17 protein-coding genes are annotated in these 18,155 nt (G+C 68.7%); 6 read left to right on the forward strand and 11 right to left on the reverse strand.

The window, feature by feature from the left end:
* Positions 1-44 precede the first annotated feature (44 nt).
* Genes cheB through B7P44_RS23495 form a run of 6 tightly spaced genes read right to left on the reverse strand, consistent with a single transcriptional unit; the run spans position 45 to position 7,659 of the window.
* Complete coding sequence (cheB, locus tag B7P44_RS23470; protein WP_084908368.1) at positions 45-1,049, reverse strand: chemotaxis response regulator protein-glutamate methylesterase; 1,005 nt, start codon at positions 1,047-1,049, stop codon at positions 45-47.
* Positions 1,046-3,358: a hybrid sensor histidine kinase/response regulator gene (locus B7P44_RS23475; RefSeq protein WP_084908369.1), complete on the reverse strand. Its 2,313-nt coding sequence runs from the start codon at positions 3,356-3,358 to the stop codon at positions 1,046-1,048. The genes cheB and B7P44_RS23475 overlap by 4 nt, the downstream gene beginning before the upstream one ends.
* Positions 3,355-4,059, reverse strand: a complete 705-nt coding sequence (locus B7P44_RS23480; protein WP_084908370.1) for a chemotaxis protein CheW — start codon at positions 4,057-4,059, stop codon at positions 3,355-3,357. The genes B7P44_RS23475 and B7P44_RS23480 overlap by 4 nt, the downstream gene beginning before the upstream one ends.
* Complete coding sequence (locus B7P44_RS23485) at positions 4,040-5,458, reverse strand: CheR family methyltransferase (RefSeq protein ID WP_084908371.1); 1,419 nt, start codon at positions 5,456-5,458, stop codon at positions 4,040-4,042. Before B7P44_RS23485 ends, B7P44_RS23480 begins: the two co-directional genes overlap by 20 nt.
* Before the next feature lie 7 nt (positions 5,459-5,465).
* The gene (locus B7P44_RS23490; protein ID WP_084908372.1) at positions 5,466-5,966 is read right to left on the reverse strand and encodes a chemotaxis protein CheW; all 501 of its coding nucleotides are present in this window, start codon (positions 5,964-5,966) and stop codon (positions 5,466-5,468) included.
* A gap of 16 nt (positions 5,967-5,982) precedes the next feature.
* Positions 5,983-7,659: a methyl-accepting chemotaxis protein gene (locus B7P44_RS23495; RefSeq protein ID WP_084908373.1), complete on the reverse strand. Its 1,677-nt coding sequence runs from the start codon at positions 7,657-7,659 to the stop codon at positions 5,983-5,985.
* Positions 7,660-8,234: 575 nt separating this feature from the next.
* Between B7P44_RS23495 and B7P44_RS23505 the strand changes: the two genes are divergently transcribed.
* Entirely contained in the window at positions 8,235-8,579 is a 345-nt protein-coding gene (locus B7P44_RS23505; protein ID WP_084908375.1) for a hypothetical protein, read from the forward strand.
* Positions 8,580-8,652: 73 nt separating this feature from the next.
* Here the strand turns inward: B7P44_RS23505 and B7P44_RS23510 are convergent, their stop codons facing one another.
* Positions 8,653-8,877, reverse strand: coding sequence for a hypothetical protein (locus tag B7P44_RS23510; RefSeq protein WP_084908376.1), 225 nt, complete (start codon positions 8,875-8,877; stop codon positions 8,653-8,655).
* Positions 8,878-9,154: 277 nt separating this feature from the next.
* Between B7P44_RS23510 and B7P44_RS23515 the strand changes: the two genes are divergently transcribed.
* From B7P44_RS23515 to B7P44_RS23530, 3 genes are all read left to right on the forward strand, one after another.
* On the forward strand, positions 9,155-10,177 hold the full coding sequence (locus B7P44_RS23515) for a DUF2891 domain-containing protein (RefSeq protein ID WP_084908377.1): 1,023 nt from the start codon (positions 9,155-9,157) through the stop codon (positions 10,175-10,177).
* A gap of 108 nt (positions 10,178-10,285) precedes the next feature.
* Complete coding sequence (locus tag B7P44_RS23520; RefSeq protein WP_084908378.1) at positions 10,286-10,609, forward strand: hypothetical protein; 324 nt, start codon at positions 10,286-10,288, stop codon at positions 10,607-10,609.
* Between the two features lie 397 nt (positions 10,610-11,006).
* A complete protein-coding gene (locus B7P44_RS23530) occupies positions 11,007-11,456 on the forward strand; it encodes an OmpA family protein (protein WP_084908379.1) in 450 nt (149 codons plus the stop codon).
* Positions 11,457-11,595: 139 nt separating this feature from the next.
* On the opposite strand, the gene B7P44_RS23535 is transcribed toward B7P44_RS23530, so the two are convergent.
* Both B7P44_RS23535 and B7P44_RS23540 read right to left on the reverse strand, forming a co-directional pair.
* Complete coding sequence (locus B7P44_RS23535; RefSeq protein WP_084908380.1) at positions 11,596-12,048, reverse strand: SRPBCC family protein; 453 nt, start codon at positions 12,046-12,048, stop codon at positions 11,596-11,598.
* Entirely contained in the window at positions 12,045-12,401 is a 357-nt protein-coding gene (locus B7P44_RS23540; protein WP_084908381.1) for an ArsR/SmtB family transcription factor, read from the reverse strand. The genes B7P44_RS23535 and B7P44_RS23540 overlap by 4 nt, the downstream gene beginning before the upstream one ends.
* Positions 12,402-12,495: 94 nt before the next feature.
* Between B7P44_RS23540 and B7P44_RS23545 the strand changes: the two genes are divergently transcribed.
* Entirely contained in the window at positions 12,496-13,119 is a 624-nt protein-coding gene (locus B7P44_RS23545) for an FMN-dependent NADH-azoreductase (protein ID WP_084908382.1), read from the forward strand.
* Positions 13,120-13,180: 61 nt separating this feature from the next.
* Here B7P44_RS23545 and B7P44_RS23550 read toward each other — a convergent pair whose 3' ends face one another.
* Positions 13,181-15,409 (reverse strand): TonB-dependent receptor, encoded by a 2,229-nt coding sequence (locus B7P44_RS23550; protein ID WP_084908383.1) that lies wholly within the window; start codon positions 15,407-15,409, stop codon positions 13,181-13,183.
* A gap of 320 nt (positions 15,410-15,729) precedes the next feature.
* Here B7P44_RS23550 and B7P44_RS23555 point away from each other — a divergent pair, with 320 nt between their 5' ends.
* Entirely contained in the window at positions 15,730-16,794 is a 1,065-nt protein-coding gene (locus tag B7P44_RS23555) for an asparaginase (protein WP_084908384.1), read from the forward strand.
* A gap of 24 nt (positions 16,795-16,818) precedes the next feature.
* On the opposite strand, the gene B7P44_RS23560 is transcribed toward B7P44_RS23555, so the two are convergent.
* Entirely contained in the window at positions 16,819-17,793 is a 975-nt protein-coding gene (locus B7P44_RS23560) for a LysR family transcriptional regulator (RefSeq protein WP_084908385.1), read from the reverse strand.
* Positions 17,794-18,155 lie beyond the last annotated feature (362 nt).

An 18,155-nucleotide genomic window follows, 5' to 3' on the forward strand; every position in this document is an offset into this window, starting at 1 on the left:
CCTGTTTCTGCATTGGCTTGTCTTGTCGCGCGTGTCGATGGGGTTCAGGCCCGGACGAGCGCCGCCAGCTCGCCCGCGATGCGGTCGAGCGGCAGGATCGCGCGCGCCGCGCCGAGCGTCGCGGCCGCCTTCGGCATGCCGTACACCGCGCTGGTCGCTTCGTCCTGAGCGATCGTATGGTAGCCCTTCATGCGCATCGCCTTCAGGCCGATCGCGCCGTCGCGGCCCATGCCGGTCAGCAGCACGCCGATCACGTCGCCGGGCCAATGCTCGGTGACGCTGCCGAAGAATACGTCGACCGACGGCCGGTAGGGCGTGGCGATCGGCTCGCGCGTGTATTCGAGGGTGCCGTCGCGCGCGATGCGCAGGTGGTCGTTGGTCGCGGCGAGCAGCGCGACCGACGGCTGCGGCCGGTCGCCTTCGCACGCGATGCGCACCGTGAGCGGCGTCTGGCCGTCGAGCCACTGCGCCATGCCGTCCGCGAACGCCTGGTCGACGTGCTGCACGATCACGATCGGCGCGCCGAAATCGGCGGGCAGGCCGCCGAGGATCGTCGCGAGCGCGGTCGGGCCGCCGGCCGACGCGCCGATCGCGACGAGCGGCCCGCCGTCGCCGCGCGCCGCGCCGGCTGCGCGCGGGATGCGCGGCGGCTTGTCGAGCAGGCGGCCGATCTGGTCGATCTTCGCGAGCAGGAGCCGGGTGGTGTCGCCGTTCGCGCCTTCGCCGAGGCGCGGCGTGTCGACCGCGTCGAGCGCGCCGGCGCCCATCGCCTCGTACACGCGCCACGCGTTCGCGCCGATGCTGCTCGTCACGACCAGGATCGCGCACGGCCGGCCCGACGACATGATCCGCCGCGTGGCCTCGACGCCGTCGAACTTCGGCATGATCAGGTCCATCAGCACGACGTCCGGCGGCTGCGCGGCGCACCGCTCGACGGCCTGCGCGCCGTCGGTCGCGACCCACAGCACGCGGTGCTCGGGCCTGAGCGCGATCGCGCGACGCATCGCCTCGACGGCAAGCGGAAGGTCGTTGACGATGCCGATGTTCACGGGCGGGCTTCTCCTATCAGGTCACGTACTGCATCGAGCAGGGTTTCATCGTGGAAACTGCTTTTGGCGAGGTAGTAGTCGGCGCCGGCGTCGAGCCCGCGCCGGCGGTCTTCCTCGCGATCCTTGTACGACACGATCATCACCGGCAGGGCTTTCAGCGCGGCGTCGCGCCGGATCAGCGTGACGAGCTCGATGCCGTCCATCCGCGGCATGTCGATGTCGGTCACCACCAGGTCGAACGCCGCGCCGCGCAGCGCGTTCCAGCCGTCCATCCCGTCGACGGCGACCGTCACGTCGTAGCCGCGTTTTTCCAGCAGTTTCCGTTCGAGCTCGCGCACCGTCAACGAATCGTCGACCACCAGCACGCGCCGGCTGCGCGCGACGGCGGCGTGCTGCTCGCGCCGCACCTTGTCGAGCCGGCCGCCGCGCACGAGCTTGTCGACCGAGCGCAGCAGGTCCTCGACGTCGATGATCAGCACCGGCTCGCCATTGTCCATCAGCGCGGCAGCCGCGATGTCCTTGACCTTGCCGAGGCGTCGGTCAAGCGGCTGGATCACCAGCATGCATTCGCCGAGGAAGCGGTCGACGGCGACGCCGCAGGCGTCCCACTCGTCGCCGATCACCACCGTCGCGACGCTGTCGCGCGCCGGGTCCGGCGCGCGCGTGCCGAGCAGCTGGTGCGCGGTGACGAGCCTGATCGCCCGGCCGTCGAAGCGGAAGTGCTGCTGGCCTTCGAGCATGTCGATGTCATTGCGGGCAAGTTCGAGCGTGCGGCGCGCGTGCGCGAGCGGGATTGCGTAGGTCTCGCCGCCGACTTCGACGAGCAGGCTGCGGACGATCGACAGCGTCAGCGGCAACTGCAGCACGAAACGCGCGCCGCGCCCCGGCTCGGTGAAGATCCGCACGGCGCCGCGCACGGCCTTCACCATGTCGTGCACCGCGTCGAGCCCGACGCCGCGGCCGGACACGTCGGTGACGCGCTCGCGCATCGAGAAGCCGGGCGGCAGCAGGAAGTCGAGCAGCTCGTGATCGGACAGCCGTGCCGCGGTGTCCTCGTCGGCGAGCTGCCGCCGCACGACGGCGGCGCGCAACGCGTCGAGGTCGATGCCGGCGCCGTCGTCGCTGACGGAGATCAGCAACTGGCCCGCGCTGTGGCGCGCTTCGAGCGTCACGCTCGCTTCCGCCGGCTTGCCGCAGGCGACGCGCGCGTCCGGCGTTTCGACGCCGTGGTCGAGCGCGTTGCGCAGCAGGTGGCCGAGCGGCGCGTCGAGCAGGTCGAGGATGTCGCGGTCGACCTGCGTCGTCTCGCCGACGATCGAGAACCGCACGTGCTTGCCGAGCGAGCGCGCGAGGTCGCGGACGATGCGCGGATACGCATGCGCGGCGTCGCCGAACGGGCGCATCCGGCAGCGCAGCGCCTCGTCGTACAGCTGCTGCGCGAGATGGGTGCTGCGGCGGTCGAAACGGTCGAGTTCGTCGATGCGCGCGCCGAGCTGCAGCTGCAGCTGGCCGAGCCCCTGGCGCACGTCGTTCAGCGCCGCGAGCGCGGCCGGGTCGAGCCGCTCGGCGAGCGTGTCGACGAGCACGTCGAGTGCGCGCGCGATGTCGCGCTGCATCCGCTTGATGCGCAGGATCGATCCGGTGAACGGCTTGAGCCAGTGCGATTCCACCAGCGACTCGCCGGACAGGCTCAGCAGCCGGTCGAGCTGTTCGGCGCGCACGCGCAGCATGCGCTGCGGATCGTGGTGCGCGTCGGGGTGGGGCGGTGACGGCTGCTGCGCGGTTGCGTCGTGCGACGGATCGGCTGGGGCGTGCGGCGCTTGCCGGTCCGGCGCGGCGCGCGGCGTGCCGGAGCAATCGTCCGCTTCCGGCATTGCGTGCATCGGGCCCGCGCCGCGCGCATCGGGCGCGTCGTCCGGGTCTCGCCCGGCCAGCCGCGCGGCGAGCGCGTCGATGTCCGCGCGCGCGACCGCCGTGGCCGGATCGGCGTCGCCGATGCGCAGCAGCAGGTCCACGCCGTGCAGCAGATCGTCGATGTGCGCGGCCGTCAGCGTCAGCGCGCCCCGTTGCGCGGCGACGAAGCATTCCTCCATCGCGTGCGCGACCTTGACGCCGTCATGCAGGTCGATGATGCGCGCCGCGCCTTTCAGCGAATGCGCGGCGCGCATGCACGCTTCGAGCGCGGCGGCATCGGCCGGCGCATGCTCGAGCGTGAGCAGCCCGCTCGCGAGCGCCTGCGCCTGGGTCTGGGCTTCCTCGCGGAACAGGTCGAGCAGCGACAGGCGCGTCAGGTCGTCGTCGGTGCTCATCGCAGGCTCCGGGCAAGCGAGTCGAACACGCGGTCGGCATCGAGCAGGCCGAGCGTCGTGTCGCGCCACGCGAGCAGGCCGCGCGTGTGCGTCGCGGCGGCAGGGGCGAGCGTCGTCGGCGCAGGCATCAGCGCGGAGGCTGCGAAACGCAGCACGCCCTCGACCTCGTCGACGGGCAGCGCGACGGTGTCGCCGCGATGCTCGACGACCAGCAGCCGCGCATGCGCGTGGCGCGACGCATGGCGGCCGGCGGCGTCGCGCTCGAGGCCGAGCAGCGCGCCGAGCGATACGGCGATCGTCAGCGTGCCGCGCACGTTGACGAGCCCGAGCACCACGCCGTTGCGGCGATGCGGCAGCGGATGGATCGGCCGCGGCCCGTCGATCTGGCGCAGCGCGGGGACGGGCAGCCCGAGCCATTCGTCGGCGATCCGGAAGGCGAGCGCGGACTGCATCGCGTTGGCGTCGTCGGCGGGCGCATCCGGCGGCGCCGCTCCGGCCGTGCGCGCGGCCTCGGCGAAATCCGCGTCGGAGAGCGGCTGGTCGAGCAGCGTCGCGGCGGCCTGCGCGAACACCGGGCAGTTCAGGCAGCGCGCGTGGGCCGCAAGGCGCGGGCACGAACCGTCGCCGCGGGTGCCGATGCGGTTCCAGCAGTCGTCGATGCGCAGCGCCGGCGCGCGGTCGTCACGAGCGGCGTGAGCCATCGGCGCCTCCGCGATCGTCCGTCCGGTCCGCCGCCGGCGTGGCGCGCAGCGCGCTCGCGCGTTGCGCGCGCGCCATCAGCTGCCGCGCGCCTTCGGCGTCGCCGGCCGCGTCGCGCAGCGCGGCGAGGTGCGTCAGCGCCTCGTAGTGGGCCGGCTCCAGATACAGCGTCTTGCGATAGAAATCCTGCGCGTCGGCGTCGAGGCCGCGCGCATCGGCGATCAGCCCGAGCAGGTAGAACGCGTCCGCGTGCGGCCCGTGCACGATCGTGAACGCGTGCGCGGCGCGCTCGGCCTCGTCGAGCCGCCCGGTGTCGGCGAGCCGGCGTGCGTCGTCGAGCGTCGGCGTGGCGCCGGCGGGCGGCGCGGCCGGCGCGGCGCGAGGCGGCAAGTGTCCGTCGAGCAGGGTAGCCCGCGCGCCTGCGACCGGCGCGGATGCCGTGGGCGTCGGCATTTGCATGGCGGCGCGTCCGGCCGCCGCCCCGAACGGCGCCGTCGCCGGACGCGCCGGCTGCGCGCGTGCGGCGTTCGGCGGCACGCCACCCGATGCGGTTGCGCCGGCCGTCGTCGGGGCTGCCGCACCCGGCGGCGCGCGATGGAACGCGAACGCGAGCGGGATGCGCGCGGGCGTCAGCGGATGGCGCATCATCAGGCCGGTCTCGGCCGGCCCGACGAAGATCGCGCCGCCGTCCGCGAGCTGCTGGTCGAGCAGCCGGATCGACTGGTCCTGCGCGTCGCGGTTGAAGTAGATCAGCACGTTGCGGCAGAAGATGAAGTCATAGCGCGCATCGGCGTCGAGCGGCAGGTCGAACAGGCTCGCGCGCACGAACCGGACCGGCTCCCGCACGCGCGCGTCGAGCCGCCAGCCGCCGGCGGCCTCGCGGAAATGCCGGTCGCGGAATTCGAGCGGATGGCCGCGAAACGAATTGCGGCCGTAGAGGCCGTCCCGGGCCCGCTCGATCGCCCGGGCGCTGATGTCGATCGCGTCGATGCTGAAGCGCGACGGGCCTATGCCGGCGTCGAGCAGCGCCATCGCGATCGAGTAGGGCTCCTCGCCGGTCGAGCACGGCGCGCTCAGCACCCGCAGCGCGCGCGCCGGCTCGCGCACGAGCCGCGCGTCGGCAAGCCGCGCGAGCGCGGCGAACGCCTCGCGGTCGCGGAAGAACCACGTTTCCGGCACCACCAGCGTCTCGATCAGCACCTGCCGCTCGTCGGCCGACGCGTTCAGCAACTGCCAGTAAGCGTCGATCGCGCCGTCGCCGGCCCGCATGCGCGCATCGCCCAGCGCGACGCGCGCGCGTTCGGCGACGGCGCGCGCCAGCGCGTGGTTGCCGAGCGTGGCGGGGTCCATGCCGGTCTCGCGCGCGAGCCAAGCGTCGAAGCGGGGATCGTCGGCGTTCATCGCGGCGTCATCCGGAGATCGCCTGCGGCAGCGGCCGCGCGGGCGGGAACAGCAGCGCGCGGGCGTCGTCGTCGAGCATGCGCCGCACATCGACCCACTGCACGAAGCCGGACGCGTCGCCGGCGACCGGCCCGAGCCAGCGCGCATGCGGCGTCGCGATCCCGCTGTCGGCGAACCGCGCGGGGTCGATCCGGCACGTCTGCGTCGCGTGCTCGACGATCAGCCCGAGCAGGCGGTCGGCGTCGCCAGCCGCGTCGGGCCGCGCATCATGCGTGCGGTAGCGCACCACGACGAGCCGCGTCGAGCGCAGCCGGCGCGCCGCGCGCCCGAGCGCGAGCTGCGCGACGTCGATCACCGGCACCGGTTCGCCGTGGCGGTCGAGCGCGCCGGCGATCCACGGCGGCGCGCCGGGAATCGACTTCACCGGCGCGAGCGCCAGCACTTCGACGATCCGCGCCGCCTCCAGCGCATAGCGCTCGCCGTCGAGTTCGAACAGAAGGAAGAGCATCGTGTCGTGCGGCGCGTCAGCCGTCGATCTTGAAGCGCGAGACGCCGGTGCGCAGCTGGTTCGCGACCAGCGTCAGGTCGTCGATCGCCTGCGACGACTGGCGCAGCGATTCGGCCGTCTGCTGCGCGGCTTCCGACAGCTGCGACAGCGCCTGCGTGATCTGTTCCGCGCCGGTCGCCTGCGTCTGCATCCCTTCGTTGACCATCTGGAAGCGCGGCGCGAGCGTCTGCACCTCGTGGATGATCTGCGACAGCTGCCCGCCGACCTGCTGGATGTCGCCCATCCCGCGGCGCACTTCCTCGGAGAACTTGTCCATCCCCATCACGCCGGCCGACACGGCCGACTGGATCTCCTTCACCGTCTGCTCGATGTCGTAGGTCGCGACCGCCGTCTGGTCCGCGAGCCGGCGGATCTCGGTCGCGACGACCGCGAAGCCGCGGCCGTATTCGCCGGCTTTTTCCGCTTCGATCGCGGCGTTCAGCGACAGCAGGTTGGTCTGGTCCGCGACCTTCGTGATGGTCGCGACGACCTGGTTGATGTTGAGCGCCTTCTCGTTGAGGATCGCGAGCTTCGCGTTCACCGAGCCGGCCGCGTCCATCACGCTGCGCATCATGCCTTCCATGTGCGCGAGGCCGCTCTGGCTCGCGCTGGCGAGCGCCGCCGACTGCTCGGCGACCGACGACACCTCGTTCATCGTGTGCAGCAGGTCGCGCGACGTCGCGAGGATTTCGCGGGACGTCGCGCCGATCTCGGTCGTCGTCGCGGCGGTCTCGCTCGCGGTGGCCTGCTGCTCCTTCGAGGTCGCCGCGATCTCGGTCACCGACGTCGTCACCTGCAGCGACGATTGCTGCGCCTGCGCGACGAGGTTCGCGAGTTCGTCGCTCATCCGGTTGAAGCCGTCCTGCAGCGTGCCGAATTCGTCCTGGCGGCGCAGGTCGAGCCGCTGGGTCAGGTTGCCGGTGCGCATCGCGTCGTGCACTTCGACGAGCCGCGCCATCGGCCCCGAGATCGCGCGATACAGCGCATAGCCAAGCGCGAGCGCGACCAGCAGCACGACGCTCAGCGCGGTCGCGACGGTGGCCTCCGCGCCGGTGACCGACCCGCGGATCAGCCGCGCCGAGTCGTCGGCCTGGCCGTGGTTCTCGTCGACCAGCGCGTCCGCGGTGCGGATCACGCGGTCCCACGCCGCGGTCAGGCGCGCGAAGCCGGCCCGAGCGGCCGCGCGGTCGTCCGCCGCGGTGCGGGTCAGCTCGTTCATGAGCGGCAGGTACTGGTCGTATGCGGCCCGGAATACGCGGTAGCGCGCCTTGTCGTCGTCGCGGAACAGCGTGGCCTCGTACTGGGTCGACGCCTGGTCGAGATGCCGCAGCGCGTCCGGCATCCGGTCGAGATCGCGCTTCGCGGCGTCCGCGTCGGTGTCGACGAAGATCGCCCGCTGCAGGATCACGTAGCTTTCGTTGGCGGCGGCGCGCAGCGACGTCGACTGGAACAGGCCCGGCACCGAATCGCGCAGCAGACTGTCGGCCTCGTCGTCGATGGCTTTCAAACGGGTGTATGAAATCGCGGCCATGACCAGCATCAGCACGAAGATCGCGCCGAAGCTGAGCACGATGCGCGTGCCGAGCGTGAACCGTCCGCCGCGCAGCGGGGCGGGCAGCAGGGGGATGCCGGCACGGGGCGTCGCTGTGGCCATGTGTGTCTCCCGGAGGATTGGGGGGCTTGGGTGGTCCGGCGGCGCGGGATGCGGGAGCGAATCGATGCGATCCCGGATGCTCGCAATCGGCCGAATGGTTTCCGGTTTTGCGCGTTTGCCGACGCTCCGCATGCTGTCATGCGGGGCGCTTGATCGCAATCGAATTTTCTGCGCATTGCAGCGCGCTTTTTCATGCAATTAAAGATAGGTGATTGTTCGGACGATTGTCGTAATTCAATTGGAAAGGGATTGGCGGTTTTAGGCGGGTGTGTCGGCATGAAGCGACGCCCGGTTCGACGCCGGATGCCGGCCGCCGCCAGGCGTATCGCGCACGCGTGGTAGGCTTGCCCGGTCCGGTGTTCGGAGTGCGCGAGCGCAATGCGGCGCGAAATGCCGGCGTGCCCGGCAAGGCCGATCGCGACGAAAGCGGCATCCGCATCGGCAAATATTTGCCCGCGTGAATTCCGGTCGGCAAGCGATGCGATATCGCAATCGGTCGGCAATGGCGGCGGAATCGGCGGGGCATTCGATGAAACACGGCATCGACGTATCGCAACGTCGGCGCCGATGCAACGATGGAGCGACCACGCGCGATGACGTATGGAAAGAAACGCGACGAGCGGATGGAGACGTACGCGCGCAGCTACCTGGCCACGCTCGGCCTCGCATTGGCGGTGCTGGGTTGCTTCGGGCTGTCGCAGTACGACGCGATGAACGGTGACTGGGCCCCGTTCGCGGTCGCGTTCTTGGTCGCCTGTACGCTCGGCGGGCTCGCGATGATCCTGGTCGGCCTGTTCGGTTCCGATCGCACGGTGGACGGCTGGGCGGACGCCACGTCATCCCATGACGCCGCGCTGATCGTGGTGGTGATTGCCTTTCCGTTCTACCTCGTGCTGCGTCCGTTCTACAAGCGGCGCTAGCGCTTCGGCAGGCACCCGGGCGCCGCCCGGCCGACCGGCGCGGGCAGGTCCGCAACGGCGCGCAGGTCGGCTCTCAATGGCTGCGCGCGTAGCCCTGGATCAGCGCCCGCATCATCCCTTCGACCGTCGCTTCGCGCAGGTCGGCTTCCTGCTCGACATCCTCGACGAGCGCGGCATAGGCGGTGGCGAGTGTGACACGGTCGACTTCGTGGCGCTGTTCCATCAGCGTCACCATGCCGTCCTTCGCCAGGTGGGCGGAGAACGCGCGGCTGCCGATGGTCTCGAATACGTCAATCATGGCGGCTCTCCCGAGTGTTGCGGATGCTTTCCAGTGTAGTTGCTGCACGGGGGCTCCGCCATGCGGGCCGGGGCGATTCATCGGTTGAAACGACGTGAGTCGTGACGTTCGACATGTCGACTTTTTATCGACAAATTATCGTATTGCGCTCGGCATGCCGACCGGCTTCTTTGGTACGCTGACGACGCCGATGGCCGACCGCGGTCCCGCTGCCCGCAAGTTGCACACTGTTGATGTCCGCGTTCGTTTTCCGATATTGACGATCGACGAGAGGACCATGACTGCACGACTCACGCCCGACATCGCGTCGAAATTCGCCTCGCTCGCGCTCGCGCACCTGACGCGCGAATATCCGAACCGGCTCACGCATTCGCTTGCCGGCCCGCAGGACGTGCAGGCGCCGCGCGCGCTGCATCCGGTCTTCTACGGCAGCTACGACTGGCATTCGTGCGTGCACGGCTACTGGCTCGTGCTGCATCTGCTCGAACGCTACCCGACGCTGCCGGAGGCGGAGCGCATCGTCGCCGTCGTCGACGCGCATTTCACCGACGCGCACGTCGCGGGCGAGCACGCGTATCTCGCGCTGCCGCACAACGCAGGCTTCGAGCGGCCGTATGGCTGGGCGTGGCTGCTCGCGCTGGCCGCGCAGCTCGAGCGGCTCGCGCTGAAGGGCGCGCTGCCGCAGGCCGCGCGCTGGGCGAAGGCGTTCGCGCCGCTGACCGACGCGTTCGTCGCCCGCTTCGAGGTGTTCCTGCCGAAGGCGACCTATCCGGTGCGCGTCGGCACGCATTTCAACACAGCGTTCGCGCTGGCGCTGACCTTCGATTTCGCGCGCGACACGCAGCGCGACGGGCTCGCGGCGCTGATTGCCGACACCGCGCGGCGCTGGCACCTGGGCGACGCCGCGTGCCAGGCGTGGGAGCCGTCCGGCGACGAGTTCCTGTCGCCCGCGCTGATGGAGGCGGAGCTGATGCGGCGCGTGCTCGCGCCGGCCGAATTCAAGGCCTGGTTCGCGCGCTTCCTGCCCGATCTCGCGCGCGGCGAGCCGGCGACGCTGTTCGTGCCGGCGACGGTGAGCGACCGCAGCGACGGCAAGATTGCACATCTCGACGGCTTGAACCTGAGCCGCGCGTGGTGCCAGCGTGCGCTCGCGAAAGCGCTGCCGGAAGGCGATGCGCGCCGCGCGCGCTTGCTCGACGCGGCCGACCGGCACCTGGACAGCGCGCTCGCGCATGTCGCCGGCGACTACATGGGCGAGCACTGGCTCGCGACGTTCGCGACGCTCGCGCTGGACGCGTGACGCGCGAAACCCCGCTGCCGGCAAGGTCATGCGCGCGCGGCTATACTCGCCGCTCGGGCCGTTTCCCGCATCGGGTGAAGCGGCCATCCGCCAGTTCGCCGCATCGTCATGGACAAGCTCATTGACTACGTCGCCGCGATCCACGGGCTTGCCGGCCCCGTGTCGATCGTCTCGCACACCACGTCGCACGACCGCTGGACCGACGACGACGTCGAGGTCACGCGCGACGAAACCGAATACCGTTTCGACAACGGCGCGATCGTGCGCCGTTCGGTCGAGCAGGATCGCGCACCGTCCGACCTGCTGTGCGCCGAATGCTGGATCGACTACGACGTGATCCGCCATCCCGATACGCAGGCGATCAGCCCGTCGCGGCTGACGTTCGACAACGCATGCCGTGAGACCTTCTGGCTGCGTTATCACCTCGCGTGAGCCTGGACGGCTGCGCATCGCTTTGTGCTCGAACGCAATCAACTGCGACAGTGACCGCGGGGGGATGCGCTGCGTCACGCTTTTTGATTATTTCCTGATCTGGCGACGGGATGCACACCCCACCCGCTTGGAACGGAACAGGAAGCCGCGCACGTATGCGCACCAGATACCGCAACGCATACATTTTCCATTAGCGCCAAGTTTTGCACGATGCGCCCATGGACTGCGTATGCTGATTCTCAGGTCTCTGTGATCATTCACGAAGCAACCCATTTCCTGGATACTATGGCGTCGACCGACGAGAAGTATTTCATCACGCCGTTCCTCCCCATATGGGGGCAATCGCATCCGGATTTGGCGATCAACAATGCCGACAGCATTGCGGGGTATGTCGTAGATGGTGATTAAATTCCTGACAGCCGCCGCGCTCGCGTTGGGCTGCGCACATACAGCGCTCGCGTGCGAGGGACCGCAGAATCTTCCCGGTCAATACATCGACGTTCACTTCGACAGCGATTCAAGCGAGATTTCCAGGATCGAACTGGCGAGATTGTCAGCATGGTCGAGTGACATACGCAATCGCTTTCCGATTATCGACACCGTGTGGCTCGTCGGACTGGCTGAAGCTACCGAAAGAACCGCTCAACAGCTTGCGTACCGACGCGCGGAAAACGTTATGAATGCGCTCGATCAGTTTGCGATCTGGGGGAGCGAGAGTGCTTTTATCGGCCGAATCTACAAGCCGGACGAGTTTGATCAAACAGGGCGGCGAGTAGAGGTCAATGTAGGTCCGGGGTGCCCAAACCATTGCTGTCCAAACCTGCGCCCTACACCTGACGGGCATTGACGTTACATGCCACCCTCAACAAGGCCCGCACAATCGCGGGCGTGAGCGATGGACCGCCGGGAGGAGACGACCGGACGGCCATCCACCCCGCGCGATGCGCGCTGAAGCCGCGCGGGAAGGGTAACGCGGCGGTCCCGGCCTACGTCCGCGCAATGGCGCCGCCGCCCGGCGCCCGCAGCGACGCGTCCAGCTTGTCCAGCATCTGCCGCCAGCCGATCCCGACGCCCTTCGGCGCGAGTTCGGCCGGGACGCGCTCATGCGTCAGCACGACCTCGCACAGCCCGTCGCGATCGAACAGTTCGATCGTGACGAGCGTTTCCTGCCGGCTCATATACGACGAGACCCACGTGAACACCAGCTTCGACGGCCGGTCCAGCACGCGGTATTCGCCGGAGTGCACGTATTCGATCCGCGCGGAACGCATGAAGATGTGAAAGCGTCCGCCGACGCGCGGCTCCAGCATCGCGTCGCAATGCTTCATCGTGCCGGGCAGCATCCACGCGCACAGGCCGTCCGCGTCGAGCCATGCGTCGAACACCTCGTCGCGCGACGCATGCAGCAGCTTGCGGACCGTGATCGCATGGCCGCTCATGGCTGGGGCGGCTTCCGTTTCCGTTTGGCGGCGAGATGCCGGTCGAGCGCGTCGAGCCGCTCGCCCCAGAACTCGGCGTAATGGCCGAGCCAGTCCTGCGCTTCCTCGAGATTCGACGCGTCGAGCTGGCACGCGTGCTCGCGTCCGCGGATTTCGCGGCGGATCAGCCCCGCCTTCTCGAGCGTCTTGACGTGCTTGGAGATCGCGTTGAGGCTCACGTCGTAAGGCGCGGCCAGCTCGCCCACGGTCAGGCTGCCGTCGCGCAGCCGCTCGAGCATCGACCGCCGGGTCGGATCGGCAAGCGCGCTGAAGATGGCGTCCAGCCTGTCGGGTGAACGATCGTGTGGATTCATGGGGGTACTCATGGCGGAATTATATTCAACCAAAAGGTTGACAATCAACCTTTGGGTTGAATAATATCGGCTCGGTTCCAACAGGAGAATTCCGATGGTCAAGTTGCTGCAAATCGATTCGAGCCCGATGGGCAACGCGTCCCTGTCGCGTCGCCTGACGCAGGAGTATGCGCGCAACTGGCGGCGCGCGCATCCCGATGGGCAGGTCGTGGAGCGTGATCTGTGCCGCATTGCGATGCCGCCGATCGACGCGGCGTGGATCGCGGCGAACTTCACGCCGCCGGCGGCGCGGACCGAGCAGCAGAACGAGCTGCTCGCGCTGTCGACGTCGTTCACGACGGAGCTGCGCGACGCCGACGAATACGTGATCGGCATGCCGATGCACAACTGGGGGCCGTCCGCGAGCTTCAAGCTCTGGCTGGACCACATCGTCAGGCAGGGGGAGACCGTGGAATCGACGCCGTCCGGGCCGCGCGGGTTGCTCGGGGGACGGCGCGCGACCTTCATGATCGCGGCGGGATGGCTTTACGGGCCGGGCTCGGCACGGGCGCAGTGCAACTTCATCGAACCCTGGCTGCGAACGCTGTTCGGCTATCTGGGCGTCGAGAACATGCGTTTCGTGATGGCGGACGGTGCGGCGGACGTGTTCACCGGCAAGGTTGAAAGCGCGGCGTTTCTGTCGCCGCATCTCGACGCGGTGCGGGCGTTGTTCGCCTAGCCGTCCGGATCGGGACGCCGCGCCGCCCGCAACTGCGCGGGCGGCGCGATATCCGCCTGCATCACTGATAGAAGTTCAGCGTCACCATCGCCGAGCGTCCCGGGGCCCACGTTGCGTAGATCGGGTAGGCGCTCGCGTAGTACTTCTTGTCGAACAGGTTCTGCACGTTCAGCTGGACGTCCATCGTCTTGTTCACGCGCCACGTTGCGGCAGCGTCGAAGCGCGCGTAGCCGGGCGTCCACTTCCTGACGGTCGGCGACACCGACGCGTAGGTCTTGCTCATCACCGTCGCGCCCGCGCCAAGCGTCAGCTTCGGCATCACGTCGTAGCTCGTCCACAGCGTGAAGTTGTGCTTCGGCACCATCACCATCGGCAGGCCCGACGCGCCGGGGCTGCCGGGGCCCGCATCGGTCGTGACCGCGTTCATGTACGTGTAGCCGCCGAACAGATGCCACTTGGGCGTCAGGTTACCCGCGAAGCCGAGCTCGACGCCGCGCACGCGCTGCTTGCCGGCATTGATCGTGTGGCCGAGCCCGTCGCTCACGCGCGCGTTGGTCTTCTCGGTCTGGAACAGCGCGGACGTCAGCGACAGCTGCTCGTGGAGCACGTCCCACTTCGCGCCGATCTCGATGTTGCGCGAGCGCTCCGGCGACAGGTCGCGGTTGGCCGCGGTGATCTGGTCGGTGCCGCCGCCGAGGCCGCCGTTCGCGCCCGGCGGGTTCGACGACGTGCCGTACGACGCATACAGGCTCACGGTCTGCACCGGCTTGAACACGAGGCCGAACTGATAGCTGAACAGGTTCGACGTGTTCGACAGGCCGGCGACGCCGGCCTGCTGCGCGGTGGTGTCGTAGCGGTCGAAGCGCAGGCCGGCGTTGAACAGCCAGCGCTCGGACAGCTTCACGGTGTCGAACACGTACGCGGACGCGGTGGTCGTGCGCGTGTTCGTCGTCGCGCCAGGGAAGCCCTTGTCGCCGTTCAGCACGATGCCACCGTTCCACGGCATGTTCGGGTTCCAGCCGCCCGCGAGCGGCGTGCAGTTGCCGGCGACCGAGCACGGGCCGCCCGAGCGGATGTTGTTGCCGGCCGCGTCGGTGACGAGATAGCCCTCGTAGCGGTTCTGTTCCTGGCTGAACTCGACGCCGGCCGTCAGCGTGTGCTGCATGCCGAACAGGCTCGTGCGGCCGGTGATTTCGGTCTGGTTCGCGAAGCCGTTGGTCGCGTACTTGCCGCTCTTCGCCTGCAGGCCGAGCATGTTCGGATTCGACGCGAGGATCTGCGGATTGGTCGCGACGAAGTCGAGCGTCGAGCGCCCGAACATCGTCGTGTTCTTCAGCTTCCAGTTGTCGTCGATGCGATGCTCGACGCGGATTTCGCCGGTGTCGGTCTGCCCGTAGCGGTAGTCGCGCGTGTTCAGCCCGAAGAACTGGCCGCGATCGGTCGGCACCGGCGTGCCGCCCGAAGCGCGGAACGGCACGCTGAAGTCCGGCATGTCGTACGAGTTCATGTGGTAGTAGCTGATCGTGACCGTGGTCGGCGTGTTCAGCCCGAACACGATCGACGGCGCGACGCCCCAGCGCTTGTTGTACACGTTGTTGCGGCCGGCCTGGTTCGCGTCGTGGCCCATCACGTTCAGGCGCACCGCGGTCGTGTCGTTGAGCTTGCGGTTCGCGTCGATCGTCGCGCGCTTGTAGCCGTCGGTGCCGAAGCCGATGCTGCTGTTGATGAAATCGTCGTTCTTCGGCGTCTTCGTGACGATGTCGATGCTGCCGCCGACCGAGCCGCGGCCCGCGTAGACGGAATCCGGACCCTTGACCACGCTGATCTGCTCGACCGCGAAGGTTTCGCGGTTCTGCAGCCCCGAGTCGCGCATCCCGTCGACGAAGATCGAGTTGCGCGATTCGAAGCCGCGAATCACCGGGCGGTCGGCCGACGGGTTCGCGGCCGCGTCGCCGCCGAGGAACGTGATGCCGGGCACCGAGCGCAGCGCGTCGGCGAACGTCGTCACGTTCTTCTCCTTGATCAGCTGCTCGGGGATCACCGTGACCGAGCGCGGCGTGTCGCGCAGCGGCGCGGTGAACTTGTAGGACGGCGAGCGCTTCACCTGCATGTCCGACAGCGCGGACGACTGCACCGCGATCGTCGGCAGCGTGGCGGCGTCTGCGGGCGTCTGTTGCGCGCCGGAGGCGGCGGGCGCAGTTTGCGCGGTGGCGAGGAGGGGCGTCAGGAAAACGGAGCAATACAGCGCGGACACGAGGGCTCGCGGCCGCGTCTTGAACTGGGCAGGCATAGGAGAGGCAGCGGAAGTATCGGTGATCGGCGGCGTGCGGGCGGCGGACGCGGTCCGGGACGCGCCTGCACGTCAATCTGAATGCGTATGATTCGCATTTGCGTCAGCGATTGTAGGGATTGGCACTAAATATGTAAACACTTGATTGGTTTTTGTACTAAAACGAGCCAGATCGCGCCTCTGGAGCACGCGCCTTTGCACCGGGCGCAAGACCACTTTCCATCCGCGGTTTCGCCCGCTGCGGAGGGGACTCGATACACTGCCGTACCGGTTTGGTGAGGCCCCGATCACGTACGTGGCCCTGGATAGATGGAGACAGGATGGAAACGAACGGCGCAGCGGTAGTCACGTACCGCGGAAACGCGATCGAGAACACGCATGCGGCACACGTCGCGGTGGTGGACGCGCACGGCAGGCTGCTTTACCGGCTGGGCGACCCGTTCCGGATGACGCTCGCGCGCTCGGCGGCCAAGCCGGCGCAGGCGTTGTCGGTGCTCGAGACGGGGGGCCCCGACCGGTTCGGCTTCGACGAAGCGGACCTCGCGCTGATGTGCGCGTCGCACAGCAGCGAGGACCGGCATATCGAGCGAACCCGCGCGATGCTGGCCAAGGTGCAGGCGCAGGAATCCGACCTGCGGTGCGGCGGGCATGAGCCAATTTCCGACGTGGTGTTTCGTTCATGGATCAAGCGCGACTACAGCCCGACCGGGGTGTGCAGCAATTGCTCGGGGAAGCATGTCGGCATGCTGGCCGGCGCGCAGGCGATCGGGGCCGCGATCGCGGACTACCATCTTCCGGACCATCCGATGCAGGTGCGGGTGAAGCGCGTCGTCGCCGAAGCGTGCGGGCTGCGCGAGGATGAAGTCGAGTGGGCGATCGACGGCTGCAACCTGCCCACGCCGGCGTTTCCGCTCGATCGCCTTGCCCGCATCTACGCAGGCCTCGCGCATGGCGCGGACGCCGTGGAAGCCGGCAATGCGGAGCACGACGCGCGCATCGGCGCGCTCGCGCGGCTTCATCACGCGATGACGCGCCATCCCGAGATGGTCGCCGGCGACGGCCGGTATTGCACCGTGCTGATGCGGGCGTTCGACGGCAGCGTGGTCGGCAAGCTCGGCGCGGATGCGTGCTACGGGCTCGGCGTGCGCGCGTCCGACCAGACGCGGCGGCTCGGCGCCGACGGGGCGCTCGGCATCTCGGTCAAGATCGAGGACGGCAACATCGACGTGCTGTACATGCTCGTCAGCGAACTCCTGGAGCGGCTGCGGATCGGCACGGCGGCGCAGCGCGCGCAACTGGCGGCGTTCCATCGTCCGCCGATGCGGAACACGCAGGGTGTCGACATCGGTCGCGCGGCGTTCCCGTTCGAACTGCAAGCGGCCTGAGCGCCATCGCCCCGGCGACGGCGCTCAGCGCCGTCCGTCCCGGATCTTCCGCATCTCCGCGTCGGAAAGCTCGCCGATATGGGCGAGCCGTTCCGCCAGGAATTCCCGCAGCACCCGCAACTTCGCCGAGCTGCGCCGGTTCGCCAGATACGCCATGTAGATGAAGTCGCCGGTCAGCTTGTTCTGCAGCCGATAGCGGGGCAGGACGACCTCGAGCTGGCCGCTCGCCAGCAGATCCCGCACCAGCCAGATCTCGAACTCCGCGATGCCGAGCCCGGCACGGGTGGCGTCGAGCAGCAGTTCCGAGTGATCCGAGACCAGGTTCCCGGCCGGCAGGATGCTGTGCCGCGCGTCGCCGTCGACCAGCTCCCAGCGCGGGTCGCCTTCGGGGTGAACGTAGCGCAGGCAATTGTGGCGCGCCAGTTCGGGCGGCTCGACCGGGCGTCCGCAGCGATCGAGATAGTCGGGCGACGCGCACAGGATGCTGTCGTTGCGCGACAGCCGCTGCACGACCAGGTTGTCGAGGTAGTTCTCGCCCTCGTGGATGTCGAGGTCGAAGCCGCCGGCGACCAGGTCGTTGTGATTGTCGGTCAGCCGGACGTCGAGCTGGATCGTCGGGTAGCGCGCGAGAAACGGGGCGACCAGCGGCGCGAGATGGCGCCGGCCGAACGCGACCGGCGCCGTGAGCTTGAGCGGGCCGCTGGGCCGCGCATTCAGCTCGGCGACGACGCGCAGCGTGTCGTCGAGATCCGCGATCAGCGTGACGGCCCGTTCGTGGTAGATGCTGCCGGCCTCCGTCAGCGTCACGCTGTGCGTGGAGCGGTGCAGCAGCGGGACGCCGAGCGCCTCTTCGATCGCCGACACCTTGCGCGCGACGGTGGAGGTCGACACATGCATCTCTTTCGCGACCGCCGAAAAACTCCCTGTTTCGACCACCCGCACGAATGCGCGCATCGCGCCGAGATGATCGACGCCAGCCTCTCTCGGCCCCTTCTTCATGTCTGCCTCGCTGTTGCGTCTGACGCAAAACCGAATTCGATAATAACGAAATGAGTATTTTTTTGCAAAGACATAGAATGCGAACGCGTCGCGCAGGCGGCAGGCCGGCGAAGACCGGTTCGGCTTCGCGACGCATGAACCGAGGGCCTTTCGATGCCGGCGCCAGCCGGCGGAACTAGGGTCTGTTCACGCTAATAACGGGCTTGCGCTGGCCGCCAGAAGGGCCGAGCGCAAGGAATGGGACGCAGCGAATACTGGACGTATTCGCAAGGAGCATGACGCGGCGATCGGCCCTTCTGGCGGCCAGCCCCACGAAAGAATTTTTTGAAATCAGGGGAACGTGCCTTGCCGGCCGCATTGCG

Source organism: Burkholderia ubonensis subsp. mesacidophila (assembly GCF_002097715.1).
In the GTDB taxonomy this organism is placed as follows: Bacteria; Pseudomonadota; Gammaproteobacteria; order Burkholderiales; family Burkholderiaceae; genus Burkholderia; species Burkholderia mesacidophila.